Raw genomic sequence first — 1,338 nt, 5'->3', positions numbered from 1 at the left:
GGCCGTGGCGGCAACCCGCTCGTGGCGACGCCCGGCGCCGCCGGCGACCCCGGGGCGTACGGTCACGGACGCCGACGGCGCCACGAGCGGGCGCCGACCGACCCGTCAGTGAGGACACGCGGCATGACCCTTGACGAACTGGAGAGGCTGAGCCGGGAGCTCGGCGGCGCGAGAAGCGCGCTGGACGACCGGCTGGGCATCGAGTACCTCGAGGCCACGACCGACCGGGTGATCGCCCGGATGCCGGTGGAGGGCAACACGCAGGTGTACGGCACGCTGCACGGCGGCGCGTCGTGCGCGCTCGCCGAGGCCACCGGTTCCTGCGCCGCCGCCATCCACGCCGGCCCGGGCCGGATGGCCGTCGGCGTCGAGCTCAACGCGACCCACCATCGGACCGCCGGCTCCGGCCACGTCACGGCCGTGGCCACGGTGTCCCACGCCGGCCGGACCCTGGTCACCTGCGACGTCGTCATCACCGATGAGCGGGACCGCCGGGTCTGCACGGCCCGGGTCACCTCGATGCTGCGCGACCGGCCTCGCGACCCCGCCGACGGACCCGGACCGGAGGAATCGCGGATCGCGACCGTGGTCGAGACGCTGGCCTCGCTCGGCGCGGACGAGATCGCCCATCCGGGCGGCACCCTGCTGGCCCATCTGAAGCGCGTCCACGCGCTGCTCGCGGAGTGGGGCGCGCGGCCGGCGCTACGGCTCGCCGGGCTGTGCCACGCCTACTACGGCACCGACGGCTTCGCCACCGCACTGGGCGACACCGGCCGCCGGGACGAGCTGACCGCCCTCGTCGGCGAGGAGGCCGAACGCCTCATCCACTTCTACGCCGGCTGCGACCGCGACTTCTCCTACCCGGGTCTCGCCGACCCCGAGGGCCCGTTCCGTGATCGCTTCAGCGGCACCGTGCTACGGCCCCCGCTCCCCCTGCGCCGGGACTTCGCCGAGCTCACCGCCGCGAACGAGCTGGACGTCATGCGGGCGAACCCCGGCCTTCGCGCCCGGTACGGGCAAGAGCTCCTCGACCTGTTCACCTCGTGGCGTGCCCTCCTCAGCGACCCCGCCCGGCAGGCCGTCCAGACCCTGCTGCCCTGACCCGGCACGACGGTCAGATCACCGGGGCCCAGGTGCTCGTCGCCGAACGGCCCCCGCGGTAGGACGCCGGCGGCCGAAGGACCGGACGCGCCGGGGCCGGAACCGGCGCGGAGGCGACCGCGTGGAGGACGCGTGGCGCGAGTGCCGCCGCCTGGGCCCGGATCTCCGGGATCGCCGTCGTCTCGTACCGCAGGCCGCGCAGCGGCGGGCCGAGCGCGAAGATCCGCTCGTGTGGCC

2 protein-coding genes are annotated in these 1,338 nt (G+C 75.5%); one reads left to right on the top strand and one right to left on the bottom strand.

Annotated elements, in window-relative coordinates; genetic code table 11:
- Positions 1-1,101, top strand: a 1,101-nt coding sequence (locus tag ACFFNX_RS50135; protein WP_378213564.1) for a PaaI family thioesterase, incomplete at its 5' end; no start/stop codon positions are given.
- Positions 1,102-1,114: 13 nt separating this feature from the next.
- Here ACFFNX_RS50135 and ACFFNX_RS50130 read toward each other — a convergent pair.
- Positions 1,115-1,338, bottom strand: a 224-nt coding sequence (locus ACFFNX_RS50130) for a hypothetical protein (RefSeq protein ID WP_378213563.1), incomplete at its 5' end; no start/stop codon positions are given.

Source organism: Actinoallomurus acaciae (assembly GCF_042429965.1).
Classification (GTDB): Bacteria; Actinomycetota; Actinomycetes; order Streptosporangiales; family Streptosporangiaceae; genus Actinoallomurus; species Actinoallomurus acaciae.
This window is presented reverse-complemented; position numbering and strand designations above follow the sequence as displayed.